Here is a 22,350-nt window from a genome sequence, read left to right as displayed (position 1 = left end):
TTTTACTTTAGGTATAGTCAATATAGGGTGTTTGTATTAAATGAACAAAGAGCTATAGCGCAAGAGAAACGAAGCTGCTTGCGTTATAACTCTTTTGGTTTTATTTCACGACGAACTTCTTGCCGTTGCAAATATAGATGCCGGAGGCAAGCTGGACTCTCTTTGCGTGAGAATAGCTGTCTGCAACTTTCTGTCCCATCATGTTGTAAACGGGAGCATCGGGAGCAGAAATATGGTTCTTGACCCCATCCACTCCCAATGTCGGGTCTTGGAGGATGGCCTTCACTTCGTCAAGGAACATTCGTTTGGCAGGCTTAATCTTTACACAAACTTCGTCGTCGCCTTCGATGACAGCCTTACATTCAGTCCACTGGTTGGCCTTCAGCGAGAATGTTGATGGAGTAATCTTGCATTGCCGCTTACAGTAACGGTTAGCTCCGTGTCGTCGTAGTCGAATGGGGCTGCGATAAAACTGAAATCGGTCTTGCCATATACCTTGAACCTTGGTGTCTGGGCATTGCCTGACTTGGAATTGGTTCCGAACTTGGCACACTTGTTTGCACCGAAAGATGCTTCGGAAATCCAGTCCTCATAATCGGGATAGAAGGTTCCTTGTCCGGCATTGCCGCTATAGAAGTCTCCGTCATTGCCTCCAACGCCCTCGCACTCGTCGAAGGACTCGTAAAAGACTATGCCGGGGATGTCTGGCAGAGTATGCGGGACATTGGAAAAGTCGGTAAAGGCAAATGAAGCTGTTCCATCCTCGGCAATGGCCATATTGCGGATGTTTACGTTCAGTTTGCTATGCCCATTGAAGTTCTTGTTATATAGCATGGCAGCAGGAAGAGACTTATTGGACAAACTGTCATTGTCATCGTAGGGGTAAGTGTCGCCTGCCTCTGTGCTTATCATGTGCGTGTGCATCATTTCACTCCAATATTCGGAATCATCATCGTTATCGGCATGGACTACCGTATAGCGTTGGTGGTCGTTCTTGACACCGGCGAAAGATGTGAAGTCGCCAATAGCGTTTACCAGATTCTTGGCAAATATCTCTTTGTCATAATCTATGTGGGTTACCAATATTCCCGTACCGGGCAAATAGGCGTCCCAGCCGACTCTCTGACGGTTTTCCAAGAGGTAATACTCGTCTTTGTTGGCTTTATTGTAGATAATGTATGTTTGTCCGCCCAAAGAAATGGGTTTAATTCCCGTAACAATGGTGTCTCCAAGCAATTCTACAGGGGTAGTCCAGCCGCACAGCATTTTTTCATAGGCTGTGTAGCCAACGGGGACAAAGCCATTTCCTGCATAGTTCCCGTTATCCATCAAGTCCCAGTTCCCCATACCGAAGCTGCCACCATAACTGACATCATAAGCATCGGGGAAGCCTATACAATGAGAGAACTCGTGGCAAATAGTACCGATTCCTTCAATAGTGCCTTTTGAAGTAACCTCGTTACTTGTGGCAAACTGATCAACTATAACTCCGTTTAGGGTTACTGACTTTCCATAATCCGATTCAGAAAGTGTCCATGAACACGGCCAAATGGTATTGTTGTCCATGGAGGCATGTGCGCCTTCTCCAGCATAGATTACATATACCTGCTCGGCCTTGCCGTCTCCGTCCCAGTCGAATTGTTTGAAATCAACTTCGTTGGCCGCAAGCTGACAGGCTTCCGCAATCATTTGTCCGACATGGGAGTCTTCTCCTGATTCGTCGTCCTTGCCGTAATATGCGTAGGATTGTGGCAAAGTTACCGGGCCGACAACCTTGAATTGCAAATCAAAGATTCCGCTACTCTGGGCGTAGAAGTAATCACGGATACTTCCTTTGAAGCCATTGTCATCAGAGAACCCACGTTCGTTGGCAATCTTGTCGTAATAAGTCTTGTCATTGCTTGGCTTGAACTTTTTATCGGGGTATTGTGCCAAGATAATCAGACCTTGTTTTACACCTTTATAAAGTTCTGTATTGGCAACTCCGAAATCCCCAGCCTTTTTGCGCACCTTTTGTATTTTCGCCATGCGCCTGCTGCGACTTTGAGCAAATTGTTCATCGGTTATGGCTCGGTATCTGCCTGTTTCCTTATCTTGGACATATCGTGTGCCTTTTTCATCCTGAAAGTAATGAAAGTGTTCGTCTCCGACGATTTCTACTTTAACAGAAGCTCCGTCAATGAGTTTCACTGTACGCCATTGCCCACGTTTGGCAGGAACGGCAGATGCACTCAGTGCGAATGCACAACATAGTATAAAAAAAATCTTTCTCATATCGGTTATGGCTGTTAACAACCTCCCCCTATGCCATTCCCTTATAAAAAAGGGGGCATAGAGTGAGGTTAGGGTGTTTTATTTAACTACAAATTTCTTTCCGTCTTGAATTACAATACCCTTATAATCGTCTGATACTCGTTGACCAGAGATGTTATAACGATAGTTGCCTTCATTAGAGCGAATATCAGAATTGATATTCTCTATACCGTCGTAATGGTCTTCGGGTCGGAGAAGTTAGATTCGCCTTCTTCGTAGAGTGCAGTTACAGTATATACTCCGCCTTCACCGGCTTCGTTGTCTGTGTAGTTGGTGTTTTCTGCTCCATCCAGAGTCTTTACAAGTTTACCATCGCGGTAGATTCGGTAGCCCTTGAGAACGAGTGGGGCAGGACTATATGTAACGTCGTCAAGCATGAACATAAACTTGTTCTTCGAGTTGCAGTGTATTGCGAAATATTTAGTTCCGGCAGGTAACGTTACGCTGTAGTTCTTCCATTGGTCGGCAGGAACTGCGTTGTCTGACAATCCTGCTGCTTTAAGAGCTGCAATGGTAGGCTCTGTCGTTGAAGCAAGAACTTCAAAGCTCTCCAAGAGAGAAGCTGTGTCATTCTTCTCGAAAAGTGATTTAGCCCAGAAGCTGATAGTCTGTTCGTTGCCATTGAGCTTTGGAGATATGATATAATCGTCGTTAGGATTTATCCGTTCCATTAGCTGCAATACTGCAAACGATGCCATGAACTGGCTTCCGCTCTTAGGTGCTATTTCCGGATCTTCGTCAAAGTTCAAGCCTGCCTTTTGAGGATTGAATACAATGTATGCCATTGGGTCGCCATGGTTGGGGAACTCAAGACCGCTAATACCGTATGTCTCTTGCTTGTCGTTATCAATGAGCGTCCAGTCGCCTACATAGTTGATGCTCCAAGCATTGTAAGTGTCAAATGTTTCGGTTACTGTCTCTTTTTGCTTTGGGGCAGTCCAGTTGAGTTTTGCAGTTCCGTTGCTTATTGTTCCGGAGAGGTTGGTTGGGCGTGCATAGATAGAGTTCTTCACAACTATATTCTGTACCATACCCGACTTGTTGTTGACTTCGTTGTTGTCTTCTGCATATACGAGTTCAGCATGTATGTTCACCGTGTCGTTCCATGCGGGGGTAGCCTCGTAAGAGAAAGTTATCTTCTGGTTTTCATTCGGATTTAATTCCATACCTTCCTTGGTGGAAACCTCATCGTCATTTATAAACAACTTGACGTTGTACTTGCCAGTTTTTTCTATACCAACGTTGGAAATGGTAGCTGTAATATCCTGTACTTTGCCAACTTTTGCATATTGGGAGCCTTTAAGAGCTATGCTCAAATCCTTTTTGCTCAAGTTGGTAATTTCCACCTTATCTATATAGAGAGGGTTAGCTTCGGACTCGCAGGTACCCTGTAGTCTAATCACCACATAACCATTCTTGTCTTTTAGGGGCAAAAGCGAAGCATAGAAAGTCTGCCAGCCTTCCTTGCCAACGGTAGCGTCGTTTATGTCAAGGAGTTCCATCTCCTCTTTCTGCATCTTGGAACCAATCACTTTCAGGTGATTCTTTGTGTTGGGCTGTACATAGTAGGCGAAGCGTATATATGGGCTAGCCTCGTTTTTGAGAGATATTTTGTTTGTATTGACAACGAAAGTTCCTTCTTTGTCAAGACGGAAACAACCTCCGTCGTTGTCAACGCTCTTGTCCGATGAGCCAAGCCAGCTCTTGGTGTCTGTCCACCAGCTTATCTCCTGATTAGAAAAGCCTTTGGGGAATGAGTCATAAAGTGGCAGGTTTACTACTTTGCCAATATAAATTTTGTTGGTCATTCCCTTCGTGCTTTCTCCGGCACTATTGGTTGCCGTAACATAATACTGGATAGGATTGTTAAAGGAGGTAACATCAATATCGTCATCAAGGAAGTAGTTCCGCGTGATGTCGTTGGATTTCAAGGACTCTGTATAATCGTATACGTTGTACTTGATGGCTTGTGGGTCAACATAGCCACCGTGCACACCTTCTCCTACAGGAGCTTCCCATGAAACGGAAAGTGTAGTTCCATTATCAATAACTTTGACGTTTTTAGGCTCTTGTGGAATATCCACTCCAAGCCACAGGCTGTCTTCTGCTTCGGCACCGTCTCCTGTGCTGTTGGATGCAATTACCTTAAATACATTCATACCCTGATTACCACCTTCAAAAGTCTGGCTGAACTTAAGTCCGGTAGCGGGGGCGTCTATAGTATGTATCACCTCACCGTTGCGCATGATTTTCACACTTGTCAGTGATGAAAGAGGATTGCCGTCCTTGTCCTTTGTCGGGGTTGTAAAGTTGACAGTAGCAGACAATTTACCCTGTTCTCCAGCTACAAGGGAGAAGTCTGAAACCTTGTCGGGAAGATTACCCCCAACTCCTGCCTTTATCTCAATATCATCGACAACAATATAAAACTTGTTTGCGTCGCTGATGGCATGGAATGCCATACGGTAATCTCCTGTTTTTGTAGGGGTTATCTCGTATGACTTGTCAAGGAGATCGTGGTTGGAAATGTCAAAGCCAGCATCCAATACGGTATAATTCTCTGCCGGATTTTCTCCCTGCCCGTATGCTATGGCCATGCGGTCTGTGCCATAGCCGTTGCGGTACTTGAACGAGAAGATGTAAGTCTTTCCCTGTTCAAAGTGTATGACAGGGCTAATCAGCCAGTCATCGCCGGGATTGTTTTTGTTGTAAGTGTACTTGGCATACTGGTCGCTTTCGCTATAGGCCCATGTGCTGCCGTCATGATTGTTGTCAATAACCTTGAACTCGTCGAATTCTTCCTTAGTGTCGAACGAAGTCGCATAAGGAACATCATGTACAGTCTGTGCGTCAGCTTTCAGCATCGGTAGGCTGAGCATGGCTGTCATCAGAAAATAATGAATCACTTTTGGCATAATACTGATTTTATGGTTTATTTGAATTACAATATCCGCTTATTTTACAATATTTGGCATTGTCTTTTTATTCTGTAACAAATTTAGTCATTAAAAACTTTAATTCCTGAAAAACGACGTTAATTTTAGGTTATCTTTTACCAATTCGTTTTTTTTGCTTAACTTTGTAGTGCTTTTAAGCAACATGTTTTATATGGCTACTAATAGCAAGTATCTGACGGTCGTCTCTCTGATGATTATCATAATTCTGCAAATCGTATGGATTCTGTACGCATGTATTATGATGGACGGTACACCCGTCAACGGCAATGAAGCTGTGGGAGAGGTGCCCCTGTTTGATTTTGATATGATAATAAAAGCCATACGCCGCATGTGGATGGTAGTAGTTGCTACCATTTTTGCCTGTGTCCTGTTGGTTGTTGCGTTGCTTGAACAACTGAATGAGATAGATAAGCAGCGGCAAGTAGCGCAGTTGAAAGACGATTTTTCCTATTCTATGGTACACGACATGAAGACTCCTTTGTCTTCTATTATGATGGCTTCGCATCTTTTGGGTACAGGAAAACTTGATGAAAAACCTAAGCTGCGCAGCGATTATTTCCGTATACTGAACGAAGAAACTCAGCATCTCATGCGTCTTGTAAACAGACTGCTGACCATTTCTAAACTTGAGAACGGGCGACTGACACTTTGTCGTTCCGAGATAGACCTTCAGGAGCTTTGCGATAAGCTGGTAGCCAAATGGAAGTTAAGTTGCAGTAAGCCTTTCAGATGCGAGATGGACTTAAAGGCCCCGATGGTATTTGCTGATAGAGAATACTTGGAGGAGGCCATTGACAATCTGCTTGACAATGCTGTAAAGTATTCTAAGGAAAAAGTTTGTGCTGTGATTTCTTCGCAGCAGGACGGAAAAAACATCTTGCTTTCTGTGTACGATGAAGGTATCGGCATATCAAAGGAAGAACAGGCATACGTGTTCGATAAGTTCCATCGAAGCCTGTCTGGTACATCGGAACGGCGTAGTGGAGTCTCGGGATTTGGACTTGGCCTCAATTTCGTTGCGCTTGTCATGAAAGCCATAGGGGGAATGTTAAAGTGCAGAGCAGGTTAGGTGAGTGGACACGATTTACCATGAGGTTTCCTTTAAGCTCCGGCAATGGGGAGTGAATCATTTAAGGAATAGTTCTTTTCTCAGTTAACAACCATTATATAATAATATGAGAGCAAATAACGAAAAAATACGTCTGTTGATAGTAGAGGACGATGAGAATCTCCGCTTTTTGGAAAAGACAGAATTGGAGGAAATTATCGGGGGGTATGAAGTGTTTACGGCATCGAACGGAAAGGAAGGCCTTGAGCAATGGATTAGTTGCAAGCCCGATATTGTCGTGGCAGATATTGACATGCCTGTGATGGATGGGTTCGACATGGTTGAGCAGATACGCAGAAAAGACCCGGTGTGTCTTATTCTTTTTACGTCCGCACTGACCTCTCCCAAAGATATAAAGGCCGGTTATCGTCTCGGTGCCGACAATTATATAAAGAAGCCCTTTATGCCCGAAGAGCTTGATGCCCATATACGTGCCATGCTGCGGTTGCGCAATTCCATGCCGGCCGGCCGGCAAGAGGCCTCCCTTGCGATAGGGGCTTATGTGCTTGTTCCTACTGAGGCTGTGTTGCTTAATACCCATGACGACAGCCGGACTTCGTTGTCGCTGCGTGAGTGTCAGATACTCGAATTGCTTGCACAGAATATGGGAAAGACGGTAGAGAGAAATGTTATCCTCGAGCGATATTGGCCCAATGTTGATATACATTTCGCATCACGTTCGCTTGACGTGTTTGTCAGTAAGTTGCGCAAAATGGTCAGCGGAGACCCGAAGGTTGTCATTCGGAGCTACGCGGAATCGGACTTCGAATAGAAGTGGCAGACTGATAACGAGTATTGCCGCCGCCAAGACGGTGATGCCTGCGGAAGGCTGATAGCCTGCGGCAACTACGAGAAGAAAGTCTGTTATAATGAGTGCTGCCGTTCCGGGAAAGATTGTTTTTGTGTTGGCAAAGACATTCCCTATAATATAATAGGTGGCAATAGTCGTAACGAATGAAGGCCACGAAGAAGCTCCTCCTGCAAACTCGCTGATGGACAAGGCTACCGCCCAACCGAGAATCACCATCCTGTGTCTTTTGGTCGAAGCCAACAGCTCTTTTAGTATGCCGCCAACGAATACCAATTGTGTTACCGTATATATAATAATGTATAGGATGAGTGTAGCTATGGGCATGCTGCGGAATGTCAGGAGCATGATTTGGTTTCCTGTTCTGTTATCCGAGATAAAGCTGCTATAGCCATATCCCACAATGTTTATGCTCATCAGTATAAGGAGGGTCAGTATGGTTGTGCGCACCATGCCGCCTTTTGATAATGTCCCTTTGCCGAAGTCGGCCATGCGGAAATGGATGAATGTCCCCATGATGGCAACCATCCATAGCGCGGCAACTATCACCGTGGCTATCAGGGTAACCTCGCTGTATGAGATTCCCGTGGCATTTGTAATCTTGTCAAACAGCATACCTGCGACTAACAGACTCAATAATATGAATATCAAGGTAATGCCGGAGAATAACAGGAAATATATCAGAGCCTTTTTCATCTCGTTTCAGTGCTTTTTATATCTATTTCAATTCAATGTTTTTGTATGCATTTCAAAAGTAGTAATTAAATTTCATTATACGAACATCGGTAACGTTATTTTTACCTTAATTTTTAGTTTTCGCCTTGTAACACAGTATGTTTCCATTGGCAATGTGTGTTTGTTGGTCAGTTCTCCATCGGGATGCAGTGTACCCGTGCAGGCGTAAGGCTAACCGAAAAACCCGTCGGATTGACAGTAGGAGTGCTGCCGCCCCGACGGGTATTGGAAGTTGATGTTTGGCTTGTCTGTGCTTTGCCATACGTTTGTTGTATGGTGGCAAGGAAGGCAAAACTATGGGAAGATACGACCTGAGCCTTATTTGTATCGGACCATGTCAATGTCAATCGTCGTGTTTCCTTGAATGTTGACGGCGAGTTGGTCGAATGTGGGGAAGGCGTGTAGTTCCGGGTTGTTGCTCATTCCCGTTGGTTCTGTAGGTATGCCGTTGCCGTCCATGTCAGGCCGATGGTTCTTGTTTTCGTCGTGCATTACCAAGATGGCATACTGTCCGTCGGGAAGGTCGGCTGTTACGGTGGTCGTTCCCTTTATTGGTCGGTGAGTGTAGCCCAAGTGGGATGGTCTGTCTTCATGTAGTTGTCTTTCCCGAAAACGACTACGCCTATTTGTCCACGTTCATTGTCTACCTTGTTAATGCGGATGACGACTTTGTGTGCATTCGTCAGAGTTGCTGCTCCTGCGAAGGCGAGCATTAAAAATAACTTCTTCATCACTTTTTGATTTTGATTGTCTTGTGGAATTATTTCCAATGCAAAGGTAGGGTAATGGCAATCTGCCTGCAAATAATAGGGACAGACGGCCGGGGTTTGTGATGAATGGCAGTCGGCGAGTGATAAACGGAGCAAAATGGGACGGTTGTTGCTTATCTGCTGTTTCTTACCCGCCCTACAATATCTTTCCGATAGCTTCGAGATACGGGAACGGTCTGGCGGAGTTCGTCGAAGTGGAGCAGACATTCCTGCACGTTGCCCGTTACCATTTTAACCTTGGAAAGGTTGACGAAAAACGAGCGGTGGCACCGCACAATCTCCGCGCAGGACTCCATTTTCTGCTCAATGGTCTTCATCGTGCAGCGCAGCATCTTTTCCTTGCATTGTCCTTCTTGAAAAAAGACGACGTTCACATAGTTGCCTTCCGAGCAGATGAAGAGTATATTTTCCGGTGAAACGGTGAAATCCGAATTTCGTCCGTCCGGAAATGTAATGGCCTTCTTCGATGAATCCGCCTCTTTTGGTCGCTTCTCCTCCGATAACTTCTCCATGATTCGCTCGTTCAGCTCATTGGCAAGCCGGAGATTTCTCTGCAGTTCAAGATTACGGCTCCACATTAGTCCAAAGGTCAGGGGGAGGGGTGTTATAAGTAGAAAGATGAAAACAAAGTAAAAAAGAACAGGCAACGATACCGGCATGCGAAAAACAACGACGTAGAAGGCGTAAATGGAAGTGGCTATTGTCAGCAGCATCGCCATTGTTGACAAGACTTGCTTGCCCACTGTCCAGTACTGTGTGTCGTGCCACCGGGGAAAGAGCCGTGGCAGCAGATAGTAGTGCGCGGTTTCGCCCATGGCGGAGACGAGTCCGGACAAGAAGGCTATCCGCAGATTGGTCGCCCAGTCGAATTTGCCCCAAGGGTGGGAGAGGAACAGGCATAGGACGACAATGGCCGTCGTAAACGGAATCGTTTTCCAAGGTTTCTCTGCCATATAGGCAGGCGATTTTATGATTTTTGCCAGTTTCATAAGCTGTGTTATTGTCGGTGTATGTCAAAGGCGAAGAGCTCGAAGTTTCCCTATGTCCGCCTAAGCGAATAGCTCTTGCAGGATTGGGAAGCTTTTCAGTTCGGGCATGTCGGGTACGTGAAGGCGGTAATAGAGTAGGGTCAGTGTGGCAATGCGGTTGCGCTCTGAATGGGAAAGACGGAAGAGACGCATCGTTTCGTAATCCATCCGCATCAGTTTTCCCACCCGTTCGGCCTCTTGTGGCATCAGATAGTCCGTGTGGAGGGGGACATTCTGACAGAAGCTGCCGCTCCGAAGGTCGAAAAGACAGCCCGGCATAAAATCATCGAAGTTAGGGAAAAAGCCCACAAAGCGAGACAGGCGCATCATAAAGACAAGGTGAAAGCTCGCAAATCCCGACGACGCCCCGTCCAGCCATGCCAAGCTCGACTCCACGTAATTATAAAGAGGTGTGTTCTGCTGCTCGTCGCGTGTAACGTAATACAGAAACTCGGCAAGGAAAATCAGAATACACGATTTGGCAGGCTCAAAGGGTATGGAGGTGTAGGGCAGGGCGATACGGACATCCCTGATATGCTGTAGCTGCGACCGTTGGCGGTGGTCGAACTCCAGCTCGAGTATCGTCAGGGGCTGAAAAAACTGCTTCTTCACCTTTGCCTTTGCCGTCTTGGGAATCCGCACTATGAACGAGACTCGCCCCATCGCCTCGGTGAGGATGTCGGCAATGAGCGACGAGTCGCCGTATTTGATGCAGCGTAGCACGATGGCTTTGGTCTTTATTAGCATATAATGGTGCGCATTGATGGCGTGCAGCGGCGATTGCAGCCTTTGCGAGTGCAATCGGGACCACTGGGTGAAGATAATGATACAAAGATACAAAAATAAAGGGTCTGGAGAAAAAATATTCAAGAATATTTGGTGGGATAGAATAAAAGGGTTACCTTTGCACCCGCAAAATGCGACTATGGTCCCTTCGTCTATCGGTTAGGACGAGAGATTTTCATTCTCTAAAGAGCAGTTCGACTCTGCTAGGGACTACTAACAAAATAAAAAAGAAGAAACTTAAAGATGGCAAATCACAAATCATCACTTAAGAGAATCCGTCAAGACAAGGTTAAGACGCTGCATAATAAGTATTACGCAAAGACAATGCGTAACGCTGTGCGCAAGTTGCGTGCGCTTACTGACAAGGAAGAGGCTGTCAAGCTTTATCCTTCGGTTCAGAAGATGTTGGATAAGTTGGCTAAGACAAACATTATTCACAAGAACAAGGCGGCTAACCTGAAGTCGGGCCTTTGCAAGCATATTGCTGCATTGGGCTAAGGCAATTAGGAGAAATCATAGCTAAAATGATATAAAGGGTTGCAATCCATAGGGTTGCAACCCTTTCTTTTTAAGTATTTTTTGACCCTATTTCTTTCCCTGTATGCGGTATTTTTCGTATCTTTGCAAAATATAGGCGCGCTCGGGAACGGACTCCGAAGCCTCGGAGAATGCACTTGTGCCGTGTCTGCAAAAATTTCAGAACAATCTAACTAAGAATGGCAGATATTCAAGAAAACGAGAGTAACTACTCCGCCAGTAACATTCAGGTTCTTGAGGGACTTGAGGCTGTGCGCAAACGCCCGGCAATGTATATTGGCGATATTAGTGAAAAAGGACTTCATCATCTCATCAACGAAACGGTAGACAACTCTATCGACGAGGCGATGGCTGGTTTTTGCCAGAACATAGAGGTAACTATCAACGAAGACAACTCCATAACCGTCGAGGACGACGGGCGTGGTATACCTGTCGATGAGCACAAGAAGCTGCATAAGAGTGCGCTTGAAGTCGTAATGACCGTGCTGCATGCCGGTGGTAAGTTCGACAAAGGTTCCTATAAGGTCAGCGGTGGTCTGCACGGCGTAGGTGTCAGTTGTGTCAATGCGCTCTCTGCCCACATGAAGTCGCAGGTTTTCCGCGATGGCAAAATCTACCAGCAGGAATACGAGAAAGGAAAGCCGCTCTATCCTGTGAAGGTGATAGGCGCGACCGAAAAAACGGGTACCCGTCAGCAGTTCTGGCCCGACGGGGGCATCTTCACCACTACGGTCTTCCTGTGGGACATCGTGGCCCGGCGCATGCGCGAGCTGGCTTATCTAAATGCCGGAATCAGAATCACGCTCACCGACCTTCGTCCAGACCCGGAGACAGGCAAGACACGCACGGAGGTTTTCCACGCCAAGGATGGCCTGAAGGAGTTTGTCCGCTATGTCGACCGGCATCGTCAGCATCTTTTCGACGACGTTATCTATCTCAAGACCGAGAAGCAGAATATTCCTATAGAGGTAGCGGTGATGTACAATACCGACTATACGGAGAACATTCATTCCTATGTCAACAACATCAATACCATAGAGGGCGGTACCCACCTGACGGGTTTCCGTGCAGCCCTCACCCGGACGCTGAAGGCATACGCCGATGCCGACCCTGCCATCTCGAAGCAGATAGAAAAGGCAAAGATTGAGATTGCCGGCGAAGACTTCCGCGAAGGTCTGACGGCAGTTATCTCCATCAAGGTAGCCGAGCCGCAGTTTGAGGGTCAGACGAAGACGAAGCTCGGCAACAGCGAAGTTTCCGGTGCCGTGCAGCAGGCTGTGGGCGAAGCCCTGTCCAACTATCTCGAAGAGCACCCGAACGAAGCCAAGCAGATTTGCAACAAGGTGATACTCGCTGCCACGGCCCGTATCGCAGCCCGTAATGCCCGTGAGAGCGTGCAGCGCAAGAACGTAATGACGGGCGGCGGACTTCCCGGCAAGCTCGCCGACTGCTCGAAGAAAGACCCGAAAGACTGTGAAATCTTCCTCGTCGAGGGCGATTCGGCCGGTGGCTCTGCCAAGCAGGGGCGCGACCGATACACGCAGGCAATCCTGCCGCTGCGCGGTAAGATACTGAACGTGGAGAAGGTGCAGCGTCATCGTGTCTTCGAGGCTGAGTCGGTTATGAACATCATTCAGTCCATCGGGGTGCGCTTTGGTGTTGACGGTGAAGACGACTTTGAAGCAAATACCGACAAGCTCCGCTACGACAAGATTATTATAATGACCGATGCCGACGTCGACGGCTCTCACATCGACACTCTTATTATGACGCTCTTCTACCGCTATATGCCGAAGGTCATAGAGGAGGGGCACCTATACATTGCTACGCCGCCGCTCTACAAGTGTACCTATAAGAAAATCAGTGAGTATTGCTATACCGAACAGCAGCGGCAGAGGTTCATTGACAAGTACGCCAACGGCGTGGAAGACGGCAAGGCCGTACACACCCAGCGTTACAAGGGTCTTGGAGAGATGAACGCAGAGCAGCTTTGGGAAACCACCATGGACCCGAAGACCCGTCTGCTGAAGCAGGTCAACATAGAGAACGCTGCCGAGGCCGACGAAATCTTCTCCATGCTGATGGGCGACGACGTAGAGCCGCGCCGCGACTTCATTGAGAAGAACGCCACCTACGCCAACATCGACGCCTAACATGAAGCTCTGTCCTTTCAGGGCTAAGGACAAATAACTATACATCCATCCCCTCCGCCGGCCCTAAACAAGCTGTCGGAGGGGATTGCCGTTAACGCGAGAACAACCGGCAGGCAGATTCGTATTCTGCCGGATATGACGCAAGAACAATCAATCGGATTATACAATGAGAGAAATCAGCATTGACCAGACGCTGACACAATATACGGGGGGCTACTACCTCGACAAGGACTTTCTGCTTTTCGACAGGGTGGGGGAGCTGCCCTTCCCCGACGAGTCGGCCCGTACCACCTGCCTGCTTCTGGCCATCTGCACGGCAGGAAAGATAGAATATACGGTCGATACGAAGCTCCACGAGGTAGGGCCGGGCGACATTATCATCGTCAGCGAGGGGCAGGTGGTCGGCGACTATAATCTGTCGCCCGATTGCGAGGGGGTGGCGTGGATGATTTCCACGGACTTCTTTCAGGACATAGTCATGGGTATTCAGGGCTTGTCTGCCCTGTTTCTCTTTGCCCGTACCCATCCCGTGTTCCATCTCAACAGCTTTGAGACGAAGGAAATTCTTAACTATGTCGTTCAAATCAAGCGCAAGATACTCGACACTGGGCACCGTTTCCGCCGCGAACTGGTCTGCACCATTCTCAAGGTGCTTATTTATGATATGAGCAATATCATCTACCGGGTTCAGCAGCGGGAGAAGGAAGATAACGGGAGACCCCGGGGTGAGGCTATTTTTGCAGATTTTATAAAGCTGGTAGAGAAGAATTTCCGCACCGAGAGGCGTGTCAGCTGGTATGCAGACGAGCTTTGCATCACTCATAAATATCTGTCGCAGACTATCCGCAGCATCAGCAAGCGGACACCGAGCGACTGGATAGACTATTACATCGTGCTCGAAATACGTACCATGCTCCGCAACAGCGACATGAGCATCAAGGAGATTTCCCAAGCCATCAATTTCCCCTCGCAGAGCTTCCTTGGCAAGTTCTTCAAGGACAAGGTCGGTGTCAGTCCTACGCAGTACAGGAAGGAAAGGGGATAAATTGCGGTTTTGAAAATTTAGAATTTTCTTTACAAAGGTGTCGTTATGGCTGGCTTAAAATCCATCAGGTACGACTTCGCTTCTGAATATGCAAAATATGGCAGTTCTATAGTGGCTTGATTGTCAGGCGGTTGCTTTTTGCCACCTTTTGTATGGTTCCCCGTTGATGAATGAATACGATGTTTTCGCGTTTTTTTGAAGTCGGAAACGCGTCGCGATACTACTATTTTTGTTCGATGAAACGGGCACTTTCGTGTGGTCAATAATGCTTTTTGACCGAACGAAAGTGCCCGTTTCGTTTCTCAGTTTGTCCTTGCGCGTGTCATCATAGTGTCTTGGGTGCGATTTCGTTTCTGTTTGCCCTGTTTTCAAGAGCCTGTTTTTCTGTTGTTTTTATTTACATTTCTGTTCTGCTGACCGTTTGCCGGGACAGCCGTTTATTGTCTGTTCGGTCGTCGGTATAATCGTTATGATGATGGTAAGGATATATCTTTGCCTTCCACATAGCGAGCCGGCAACTGATGTGTTGCGGGAGTCGGCTCGTCTTTTTCTGTTTATGGGTAAGGAGAGCAATGCCGAATAGAGCCGTATGCTTCCCTTTGCGTGATTATTTGCCCCAAAGAGTCATGCCGTATTCGTAAATATTTGTTATTGTCTTAGTGATATTTTGTAAAGTTCTTTTTGGAATATTTGTCAGCGTGAGGCTGCCCGTTTCCCGAAAATAAATCCCGGTTCTATCCGATACGGATGAAGCCGGGATTCTATCTCTCAAATTGTTCCTGTTCTTTTCTCAAGGTCAGGCGGTCAGCTTGTTGTTGACGTTTATTGCCTGTGCTATTGCCGCTGCTACTACAGCTACTACTAATACCAATGTCATCATCTTTTCTTTACCTTTAATGGAGACCGTTTGTCTCCTGTTCCTAATGTTATCCTAAATCTTAATTGCAGTGCAAAGGTAAGGCTATAATTGTTCGTGTGCAAGACTATGGAGGGAGAATCGCCGTATATTCGCTGCTTTATTGCGATGCGTCAAGACGGTTGATGTTCGTCAACGTTTTGTTTCGTGCCCTTTGCCGTCTCGGCTTTTTTCAGTAATTTTGCCTTTGTTTTAGGCCAATATAAACGATATAGCAGAATGGAGAAGAATCAGGAGCTGCGCAATGCGTGGGAATTTGTAGAGCATACGGGGATGAGCGTCTTCCTGACCGGCAAGGCCGGGACGGGCAAGACCACATTCCTGCGTACCGTCAGGGAGCACAGCAGCAAGCGGATGGTGGTAGTGGCCCCTACGGGCGTGGCGGCCATCAATGCCGGGGGCGTAACGATTCACTCCTTCTTCCAGCTGCCCCTTGCACCCTTTGTGCCCGAGACGCAGGTGAAGACACGCTTCGACTTCAGCAAGGAGAAGCGGAAAATCATCCGCACGCTCGACCTTCTGATTATCGACGAGATAAGTATGGTGCGTTCCGATACCTTGGATGCCATCGACTCCGTACTGCGACGCTTCCGCGAGCATGACAAGCCTTTTGGCGGCGTGCAGCTCATTATGATTGGCGACTTGCAACAGCTGACGCCTGTCGTTACCCCCGACGAGGAGCCGCTGCTTCAGCGTTATTATGAGACACCCTACTTCTTCAGCTCCCGTGCCCTCCGCAGCATCGATTATGTAACGATAGAACTTACGAGAGTCTACCGTCAGCACGACGACAGCTTCATCACTATCCTGAACCATATCCGCGACGGCCATGCGACGGTCGGCGACCTTGCGATGCTCAACGCGAGGTACCGGCCAGGCTTCTGTCCCGAAACGGGAAGCGACTATATCCGCCTGACGACGCACAACCGCATGGCCGACAGCTACAATCAGGACCGTCTGCACGCCCTCGGAGGCAGAAGCTGCACCTATACGGCCGAGACCGACGGGCAGTTTCCCGACTACAACTATCCTGCCGACTATCAGCTGACGCTCAAGGTGGGCGCGCAGGTGATGTTCATCCACAACGACAGCAACGGAAAGTACTACAATGGAAAGATAGGGCACGTAACCTACGTGGACGACGAGCATATCCATGTGCTCTGCCCTGACGACATGGAGGAGATAGACGTCGCGCCCAACGTGTGGGAGAATACGAAATACACGCTCAACGAGAAGACGCGGCAGATTGAATCTGAGGTGCAGGGCACGTTCAGGCAGTACCCTCTGCGGTTGGCATGGGCAATAACGATACACAAGAGTCAGGGACTGACCTTCGAGCATGCCATCATCGATGCGCAGTCGGCTTTTGCCTCGGGACAGGTCTATGTGGCTCTGAGCCGCTGCCGCAGCTTGGAAGGACTTGTGCTCGCCACGCCCGTCGTGCAGGAAGCCATCATCAACGACAACCGCGTGCGCAACTATATGGACGGGCAGGCGGAGCGGACGAACCGAAGCATAGAGAGTTTGCCGACGCTGAAGGAGACCTACTACCGCAGTCTGCTCATGGATATGTTCAGCTTTGCAGAGCTTCAGCGGCTGGAGGCCGCGCTCTTCCGCGTGCTCTCGGAGTTTTTCTACAAGTATCCCAAGGTGAACGCCCTGCACAAGATGACCCTGTCCGACCTTGACACGCGTATTGTGGCGGTGGCAGACAAATGGATTCGCGTTATCGGAAGCCTGCCTGAGGCCGACCTGCACGGTGAGGAGTTCATCGCACGCGTACGCAAGAGTGCGCTCTACTTTCAGAGCAGCCTTGTCGAACTGTTCGACCGCCTCATTGATCTTACCAAGGGGCTGGAGACAGGAAACAAGGTGGGCATGAAGCGGTACGGCAATGCCTTTTCCGACTTGCAGCAGGCCTATCTTGCCAAACGCTATCTGCTGGAGGACATGACGGAGACCGATTTTACGGTTGCCGGCTATCTGAAGGCGAAACAGGATGCCATTCTTTCGAGTATGGGCGAGGGAGATGCACCGAAACGCCGTCGCGAACGCAAGGCAAAGGCTGCCAAGGTGCCGAAGGAGCGCACGGACGAAATCAGCTATCGGCTTTTCAGGCAGGGAAAGTCGTTTGCCGAGATTGCCGCGGAACGGGGACTGAATGTCTCTACGGTACAAAACCACTTTGTAAAGCGCGTCCGCACAGGTGAGATGAAGGTTGAAGAACTCATAGGCAGGCAGAAGTCGGAACTCATCCGCCGTATCGTAAAAGGTGTAGGCAGCACGGAGGGAATGAAACCTATCAAAATGCTCTGTCCGGCCGACGTTACATACGGCGATATTGCGCTTGTTTTGGCGAGCTTCGTCCGCTTCGGCAAGGTGAAAGGTAGCTGTATATTATGTTTTACAGGCAAGGCGGATTGTCCTTTGTTTCAGTTTTTGCTTATAATTTTGTCTGTTTTGCCGTAAGGTGTGCCGTAAACAATTAAAAAAGTGTAATGAGAACATTTTTTCAGTGAAAGATGCTTGTATTTATCAGGAAAGTTACTACCTTTGCACTCATCAATTCAAACTATTTGATTAACAGAGAATAGTTATTAGTAAGTTAATAGTCAAAAAAACAATATTGATGTGCTTTCGTGAAGAAAGTGATCAGTACGAATTGAGTCAAGTAATTTTTTGAGTTATTTAGTTAAGTGGCACGATGTCCGACTGCGTGAGCAGTTGGACATCTTTTGTATGGTATGAAGGGTGGGTATGTATTGTGAGGTGGCATCTGCCGATGAGGATAAACCATGGGGTAAGTGGAAAGCCAACCTTTGCATGCTGTCCGTTGGTGCCGGATAGTTGCATCTGTTTCTGACGCATGCGGTGCCGGGCTTTCATCCAGACGGGAACGGCTAAGGGCAATAATGCCTCTGCACTTCAGCGACAATCGGCAGAGGTACTAAATCGGCGACGGGCATGCCGTTCTTTACCCTTTCGCGTATTTCGGTACTGCTGACATTGATGAGCTCCGACTTCAGCAGGCGCACACTGCGGGGTAGCGAGCGTTCGTCAATATCGTTGTCCTTTCTCGGGAAAACGACAATCGGGTAATGGGAAAGAATGTCTTCGGAATGATACCAACGGTCGAACGACTGCCAGTTATCGCCTCCAATGAGAAGCGTAAAGCGGTGATGGGAATAGTCGGCAGACAGATGTTGTAAGGTGTCCCAAGTGTAGGATGGTTTCGGGAGGGAGAACTCATAGTCGGAAGCTACGATGCGAGACTGCCCGGCAAGTGCCTTCCGCGCCATTTCGAGGCGTAGGCGGTCATCCAATAGGCGGTCGCTGACCTTGAATGGGTTTTGCGGTGAGACCATCAGCCACACCTCGTCCAATCCTGCCTGAGCGAGAAACGTCTCTGCAAGGGCGATGTGCCCGTTGTGAATGGGGTTGAATGTTCCCCCGTAGATGCCGATGTTCATTTGTCTATGCTTGTTTGTGGGAAGGAGAACAGGCGGAGCCTTTTCGGTGTGGCGGCTATAGCCGTCAGTCTTTTGTGTTCCGGAGAATTTCCGTGATGCGTTCTGCACGACGCCTGTGGCCTGAATCTTATTTAGAAAGGCTGCCCTGCCGGCATAGAAAAGGTAAAGGTGGAATGTGCCGGGTGGAACCCCTGCCTTGCCTCTTCTGCGCGTTCAGGGAGTTTCTTTCCCAAAACACACCGTCGGCATAGCCTTGGATAGAAGTGTCTTGAGCAGAATTGAGGAGCCGCTTGACTGCCCACAAGCAATACTCGCGGTTGATTTCCACACCGAAAAAGCGTCTGCCCAGTTTCTTGGCAACCACTGCCGCCGTGCCGCTTCCGAGGAACGGGTCGAAGACCCTGTCGCCCTCACGCGAGGAGGCGAGCATGAGCTTGGCATAAAGTTTCTCGGGTTTCTGCGTGGGATGGTCGGTATTCTCGGGCATTGACCAAAAGGGGACGCTTATATCGTCCCAGAAATTGGACGGGCAGGTGATGCGGAAGTCGCCCGCCTCTGTCTCCTCCCAGTCCTTGGGCCGTCCGTTGACGCGGTAGGGGGCAACGACTCGCCGCTTCATCTTGACGGCCTCGACGTTGAAGTAATAGTCTTTCGGGTTCTTGACGGCAAACCATATATCCTCCATGCTGTTCTTCCAGTTGGTCTTTGCGCCTCGCCCTTTCTCCCGTTGCCACGAAATCCTGTTCAGAACCGTCAGCTTCTCTTCTATGACACGCTGCATGGACGACGTGCATTTCCAGTCGCCGCACATGTAGAGCGTCCCGTCGGCTTTCAGCTTGTCGCAAACGGGGTAGAACCAGCTCCGCAGATAATCCTCGTACTGGCCGGTCCGCATGGCGGAAAACTTGTTGCCATGGAAGTCTTTGTCCAGATTGTAGGGCGGGTCTATTATTATCAGGTCGAAATATCCGTCGGGAATGTGGCTCAGACAGCTCATCACATCGCCATTGACAATCATGTCATCACGAAATTCACGGCAAAGGGCAGCCTCGGAGTCTATCATCGACTCCAGCAGGGGGCGTTCTTCTGCCTCAATGGTTAAAGTACGGTTTCTTCCTGCTCTTTGTTTTCTTTCTTCATTCATTGTTGTCATGCAGATGGATATTAGGCTTGTCGTGGAGCATCCTATGCGGTTCCCGTGTTCGGGCAACGTGCATGGGAAGCGGATAGGATGCTGTGGAGTTGCCCATGGCTATGCGTTCCTTCCCTGTGAAGGTTTCGGGGAGGACAGAAACGTCTTTATCGCCTCGTATGCCTCCTGCTTTGCCTTGTCCAAATCGTCGTTGACGACGATTCTGTCGAACTTACCGGCAAAGGTCAGTTCGTATTCCGCCTTGGCGAGACGGTTCTCTATGGCCTCGGGCGTATCGGTCCGGCGGCCTTCGAGACGCCTGCGAAGCTCGGCTACCGAGGGTGGCTGGATGAAGATGCTGAGGGCGCGGCTGCCATAATAATCCTTGATGTTGCAGCCGCCCTTCACGTCTACGTCGAAGACTACGTTCTGTCCGGCAGCCGACTGGCTTTCCACCTGCGGCTTCAGCGTCCCGTAGAATCGGCCGGGATAGACCTCTTCGTATTCGAGGAAGTCGCCCGCCTGTATTCTCTGCCTGAACTCGTCGGGAGAGAGGAAGATGTACTCCACGCCGTTCTGCTCTGTTCCGCGCGGTGCGCGGGTGGTGCAGCTGATGGAAAAGGCAAGGTTGAGTTCGGGATGCTCCTGCATCAGCCATTGTACGATGGTACTCTTGCCCGAGCCGGAGGGCGCGGAGAAGATGATTAACCTACCCCTGCTCCTTTCGGGAGTCTCTCCCTGCCGCTCCGGGGAGGAGGTAGTGCCTGACGGAATGTTGGTTGATATGTCGTTCATGCTTTGTCTTTCGTGTTTTGGGAGGGGCTTTCCTACAGCGCGTTGAGCACCTGCTCCTTTATCTGCTCCAGCTCGTCCTTCATCCTGACGACGATGTTCTGCATCTCGGCGTGGTTGCTCTTTGACCCCGTGGTGTTGATTTCGCGCCCCATCTCCTGTGCGATGAATCCGAGCTTCTTTCCTATTCCGTGCCCGGTCTCCTTCATTGTCTCGCGGAAGTAGGCGAGATGGTTGGCCAGCCGCTGCTTCTCCTCGCTGATGTCGAGCTTCTCGATGTAGTAGATAAGCTCCTGCTCGAGGCGGTTGGCATCGTAGTCAACGGCCGAAATCTGCTTGAGTCCTTCGATGATGCGCTCCTTTATCTTCGGCACGCGGCTTTCCTCGAACGGCACGATGCTCTTCAGGAGGGCCTCGATGTTGTCTATCTTCTCGGTGAACTTGCGCTCCAGTGCGGCTCCTTCCTGCCGGCGGAAGTCCATGAGCCGGCTGATGGCCTCGCCGACGGCTCTCTGCACTGCCTCCCACTCCTCGTCTTCAAGCACTTCGGTCTCGGTCTTGGCCGTTACGTCGGGCAGCCGGAGGAGGGTGGCGAACCAGTCTTGCGGCTCGGGGATGCCCGACTTGCCGGCTATCTGCTTCAGCTGCCGGTAGTAGTTGTCTACCAGCGCGGCATTGATGGCGGCTGCCTCGGTCCCGGCTTCCTTCTCCGTCCAGATGGAGAAGTCTACCTTTCCCCGTTCGAGGTTCTTGGCAATGAGGTGCCGCATGTCCATTTCCTTCTCCCTGTAGAGGGGTGCGATGCGTACGGAGAGGTCGAGCGTCTTGCTGTTGAGCGACTTAATCTCTACGTTGATTTTCTTTTCCTTGTAGGCGACGACAGCTTTGCCGTAGCCTGTCATTGATAGTATCATTTGGCTTTATCGCGTTAAATTTCTGCAAATGTACGAATTTTGCAGGAAAAAAGACTAATTTTGCACGTTATTTAATGCGATATTCCCGAAATCATGTCTTGCATATTGAACATTGAGACGAGCACGGACGTATGCTCGATAGCCCTGTCGGAGGACGGCAGGTGCATATACCACGACGAGAGCCGCGAGGGCCACGGGCACACGGAGCGGCTCGGCACGTTCGTCGACGAGGCCCTCTCGTTTGCCGACAGCCACGCCATCCCCGTCGACGCGGTGGCGGTCAGCTGCGGGCCGGGGTCGTACACGGGGCTGCGCGTCGGCACTCGATGGCGAAGGGCGTCTGCTACGGCTACGGCATCCCGCTCATAGCCGTCCCTACGCCCGAGCTGCTCTGCGTGCCGGTGCTGCTCCGCCACGAGGAGATAGAGGACGACGCGCTGCTCGTCCCCATGCTCGACGCGCGCCGCATGGAGGTCTACGCGCAGGTGTTCGACCGCAGCCTCAGGGAAATACGGCCCGTTCAGGCCGACATCGTCGATGCGGAGACCTACAGGGAATACCTCGGCCGCGGGCCCGTCTACTTCTTCGGCAACGGCGCGGAGAAGTGCATGGAGACCATCGCCCACCCGAACGCCCGCTTCATCAAGGGCATAGAGCCGCTGGCGAAGAACATGATGCCCCTCGCGGAGAAGCGCATGCTCGACGGAAGACTGGAAGACGTCGCCTACTTCGTGCCCTTCTATCTGAAGGACTTCGTGGCCAAGCAGGCCCGCCCGCTGCTCTGACAGCCGGCAGCAAAGGACTGCCGCCATACCCCACGAGTACCCCTCCGCCCCCGGCCCCCGGCGGCGGCCAAGAGAGGGCACGAGACGGCGGCCTTGCAAAA

Annotated in this window: 18 protein-coding genes and 1 pseudogene; 7 read left to right on the top strand and 12 right to left on the bottom strand. The window is 49.6% G+C overall.

The features are described 5' to 3' along the window. Positions 1-100 precede the first annotated feature (100 nt). The 3 genes from JCM15908_RS14070 to JCM15908_RS04890 form a co-directional block, all read right to left on the bottom strand. Complete coding sequence (locus JCM15908_RS14070) at positions 101-301, bottom strand: hypothetical protein (RefSeq protein ID WP_025002498.1); 201 nt, start codon at positions 299-301, stop codon at positions 101-103. A gap of 80 nt (positions 302-381) precedes the next feature. Beyond that, positions 382-2,028 (bottom strand): M6 family metalloprotease domain-containing protein, encoded by a 1,647-nt coding sequence (locus JCM15908_RS04895; RefSeq protein ID WP_159101307.1) that lies wholly within the window; start codon positions 2,026-2,028, stop codon positions 382-384. Between the two features lie 449 nt (positions 2,029-2,477). Further along, positions 2,478-5,219, bottom strand: coding sequence for a choice-of-anchor J domain-containing protein (locus JCM15908_RS04890; RefSeq protein ID WP_159101306.1), 2,742 nt, complete (start codon positions 5,217-5,219; stop codon positions 2,478-2,480). A 202-nt stretch (positions 5,220-5,421) separates the two neighbouring features. Here JCM15908_RS04890 and JCM15908_RS12400 point away from each other — a divergent pair, with 202 nt between their 5' ends. Together JCM15908_RS12400 and JCM15908_RS14345 are read left to right on the top strand one after the other, a co-directional pair. Next, on the top strand, positions 5,422-6,339 hold the full coding sequence (locus JCM15908_RS12400) for a sensor histidine kinase (protein WP_159101305.1): 918 nt from the start codon (positions 5,422-5,424) through the stop codon (positions 6,337-6,339). Positions 6,340-6,445: 106 nt separating this feature from the next. Then, complete coding sequence (locus JCM15908_RS14345; protein WP_148295520.1) at positions 6,446-7,150, top strand: response regulator transcription factor; 705 nt, start codon at positions 6,446-6,448, stop codon at positions 7,148-7,150. Here JCM15908_RS14345 and JCM15908_RS14560 read toward each other — a convergent pair. From JCM15908_RS14560 to recO, 5 genes are all read right to left on the bottom strand, one after another. Further along, a complete protein-coding gene (locus JCM15908_RS14560) occupies positions 7,052-7,801 on the bottom strand; it encodes a hypothetical protein (RefSeq protein WP_025002494.1) in 750 nt (249 codons plus the stop codon). The two genes, JCM15908_RS14345 and JCM15908_RS14560, sit on opposite strands and share 99 nt — an antisense overlap. A 438-nt stretch (positions 7,802-8,239) precedes the next feature. Then, positions 8,240-8,494: a DUF2141 domain-containing protein gene (locus JCM15908_RS14340; RefSeq protein WP_025002493.1), complete on the bottom strand. Its 255-nt coding sequence runs from the start codon at positions 8,492-8,494 to the stop codon at positions 8,240-8,242. Further along, positions 8,470-8,652, bottom strand: coding sequence for a hypothetical protein (locus tag JCM15908_RS04865; RefSeq protein ID WP_148295519.1), 183 nt, complete (start codon positions 8,650-8,652; stop codon positions 8,470-8,472). The genes JCM15908_RS14340 and JCM15908_RS04865 overlap by 25 nt, the downstream gene beginning before the upstream one ends. Before the next feature lie 152 nt (positions 8,653-8,804). Then, positions 8,805-9,680: a LytR/AlgR family response regulator transcription factor gene (locus JCM15908_RS04860; RefSeq protein ID WP_025002491.1), complete on the bottom strand. Its 876-nt coding sequence runs from the start codon at positions 9,678-9,680 to the stop codon at positions 8,805-8,807. A 60-nt stretch (positions 9,681-9,740) separates the two neighbouring features. Continuing rightward, positions 9,741-10,466 (bottom strand): DNA repair protein RecO, encoded by a 726-nt coding sequence (gene recO / locus JCM15908_RS04855; RefSeq protein ID WP_025002490.1) that lies wholly within the window; start codon positions 10,464-10,466, stop codon positions 9,741-9,743. A 282-nt stretch (positions 10,467-10,748) separates the two neighbouring features. On the opposite strand from recO, the gene rpsT reads away from it, so the two are divergent. The 4 genes from rpsT (at position 10,749) to JCM15908_RS04835 (ending at position 17,625) form a co-directional block, all read left to right on the top strand. Then, complete coding sequence (rpsT, locus tag JCM15908_RS04850) at positions 10,749-11,003, top strand: 30S ribosomal protein S20 (protein ID WP_025002489.1); 255 nt, start codon at positions 10,749-10,751, stop codon at positions 11,001-11,003. A gap of 218 nt (positions 11,004-11,221) precedes the next feature. Then, on the top strand, positions 11,222-13,195 hold the full coding sequence (gyrB, locus tag JCM15908_RS04845; RefSeq protein WP_025002488.1) for a DNA topoisomerase (ATP-hydrolyzing) subunit B: 1,974 nt from the start codon (positions 11,222-11,224) through the stop codon (positions 13,193-13,195). Between the two features lie 166 nt (positions 13,196-13,361). Continuing rightward, the gene (locus tag JCM15908_RS04840; RefSeq protein ID WP_025002487.1) at positions 13,362-14,240 is read left to right on the top strand and encodes a helix-turn-helix domain-containing protein; all 879 of its coding nucleotides are present in this window, start codon (positions 13,362-13,364) and stop codon (positions 14,238-14,240) included. Between the two features lie 1,135 nt (positions 14,241-15,375). Further along, complete coding sequence (locus JCM15908_RS04835; protein WP_025002486.1) at positions 15,376-17,625, top strand: helix-turn-helix domain-containing protein; 2,250 nt, start codon at positions 15,376-15,378, stop codon at positions 17,623-17,625. Positions 17,626-18,056: 431 nt separating this feature from the next. Here the strand turns inward: JCM15908_RS04835 and nadD are convergent, their stop codons facing one another. The 4 genes from nadD to JCM15908_RS04815 all read right to left on the bottom strand — a co-directional run bounded on the left by nadD (position 18,057) and on the right by JCM15908_RS04815 (position 21,464). After that, positions 18,057-18,626 (bottom strand): nicotinate (nicotinamide) nucleotide adenylyltransferase, encoded by a 570-nt coding sequence (nadD, locus tag JCM15908_RS04830; protein WP_025002485.1) that lies wholly within the window; start codon positions 18,624-18,626, stop codon positions 18,057-18,059. A 127-nt stretch (positions 18,627-18,753) separates the two neighbouring features. Beyond that, positions 18,754-19,770, bottom strand: a complete 1,017-nt coding sequence (locus JCM15908_RS04825; RefSeq protein ID WP_025002484.1) for a DNA-methyltransferase — start codon at positions 19,768-19,770, stop codon at positions 18,754-18,756. 108 nt (positions 19,771-19,878) lie between these two features. Continuing rightward, positions 19,879-20,553, bottom strand: a complete 675-nt coding sequence (gene gmk, locus JCM15908_RS04820; protein WP_025002483.1) for a guanylate kinase — start codon at positions 20,551-20,553, stop codon at positions 19,879-19,881. A 32-nt stretch (positions 20,554-20,585) separates the two neighbouring features. After that, complete coding sequence (locus JCM15908_RS04815) at positions 20,586-21,464, bottom strand: YicC/YloC family endoribonuclease (protein WP_025002482.1); 879 nt, start codon at positions 21,462-21,464, stop codon at positions 20,586-20,588. Positions 21,465-21,557: 93 nt separating this feature from the next. On the opposite strand from JCM15908_RS04815, the pseudogene tsaB reads away from it, so the two are divergent. Beyond that, positions 21,558-22,249, top strand: a pseudogene (tsaB, locus tag JCM15908_RS12395) (tRNA (adenosine(37)-N6)-threonylcarbamoyltransferase complex dimerization subunit type 1 TsaB). The last annotated feature ends 101 nt before the right edge of the window (positions 22,250-22,350 follow it).

This window comes from Prevotella dentasini JCM 15908 (assembly GCF_000614065.1).
Classification (GTDB): Bacteria; Bacteroidota; Bacteroidia; order Bacteroidales; family Bacteroidaceae; genus Prevotella; species Prevotella dentasini.
The sequence above is the reverse complement of the archived record's forward strand: the minus strand, read 5'-3'. Positions and strand labels throughout refer to the sequence as shown.